This window comes from Nocardia sp. NPDC004068 (genome assembly GCF_042874315.1).
Lineage (GTDB): Bacteria > Actinomycetota > Actinomycetes > Mycobacteriales > Mycobacteriaceae > Nocardia.
Genome location: NZ_JBIAMW010000038.1, coordinates 1 through 1,094 on the forward strand (window position 1 = coordinate 1; position 1,094 = coordinate 1,094).

General features: G+C 66.6%; 1 protein-coding gene. It reads left to right on the forward strand.

Annotated features, from left to right (window positions below; all coding sequences use genetic code 11):
- Positions 1-104: 104 nt before the first annotated feature.
- Positions 105-1,094: an IS481 family transposase gene (locus ACFYTQ_RS37575; protein WP_387371217.1), complete on the forward strand. Its 990-nt coding sequence runs from the start codon at positions 105-107 to the stop codon at positions 1,092-1,094.

A 1,094-nucleotide genomic window follows, 5' to 3' on the forward strand; every position in this document is an offset into this window, starting at 1 on the left:
TGTACTGACCACAAACGTTGGTAGCGGCGTGGCGAGCTGACATGGTGAAGACCTCCGAGTGTGATGCGAGCTGTCTAGGAACGCATCCACCGTCGGAGGTCTTCGTGGTTCACCCTAATGCGCCGTTGTCGGAGTTGGGTCGGTTGCGGCTGGCTCGTTGTGTCGTCGAGGACGGCTGGTCACTGCGACGTGCCGCCGAACGGTTCCAGGTCTCGCCCACCACCGCCAAACGGTGGTCCGATCGCTATCGTCATGGGGGCGAGGCGGCCATGACGGATCGGTCCAGCCGCCCGCGTCATCACCCGCGCCGGATCCCGGCACGGACCGAGCGGCGCATCGTGAAGGTCCGGCTGCTGCGCCGCTGGGGCCCGGCGCGTATCGCCTACCTGCTGGGATTGCATCCCTCGACCGTGCACCGGGTCCTGGTCCGCTATCGACTGGCCCGGTTGCGATGGCTGGATCGAGCCACCGGCACCGCGGTCCGCCGCTACGAGCACCCCGCGCCCGGAGATCTGATCCACGTCGATGTCAAAAAGCTCGGCAAGATCCCCGCCGGCGGCGGCTGGCGCATGCTCGGACGCACCGCCGGAGGCCGAAATGCCCAGGCCGACAAGAGTTCCGGGCGCTACAACGCCTACCGCCAGCCGATCCGCGGCTACCATTTCCTGCACACCGCGCTCGATGACCACTCCCGTGTGGCCTACAGCGAAATACTGGGCGACGAAACCAAAGACACCGCCGCCGGATTCTGGATCCGCGCCGCCACCTGGTTCGCCGCCCACGGCGTCACCGTCCGAAAAGTGTTGACCGACAACGGTTCCTGCTACCGGTCACACACCTTCGCCGCCGCGCTCGGGCCGGTGATCCACAAACGGACCCGACCCTACCGGCCACAAACCAACGGCAAGGTCGAACGCTTCCACCGCACCCTGGCCGACGAATGGGCCTACGCCCGCCTCTACACCAGCGACACCGAACGATGCGCAGCCTTCACCACCTGGCTCCACACCTACAATCACCACCGCGGCCACACCGCCCTCGGCGGACAACCACCCGCCAGCCGCGTTCCCAACCTCTCAGGTCAGTACAGCTAG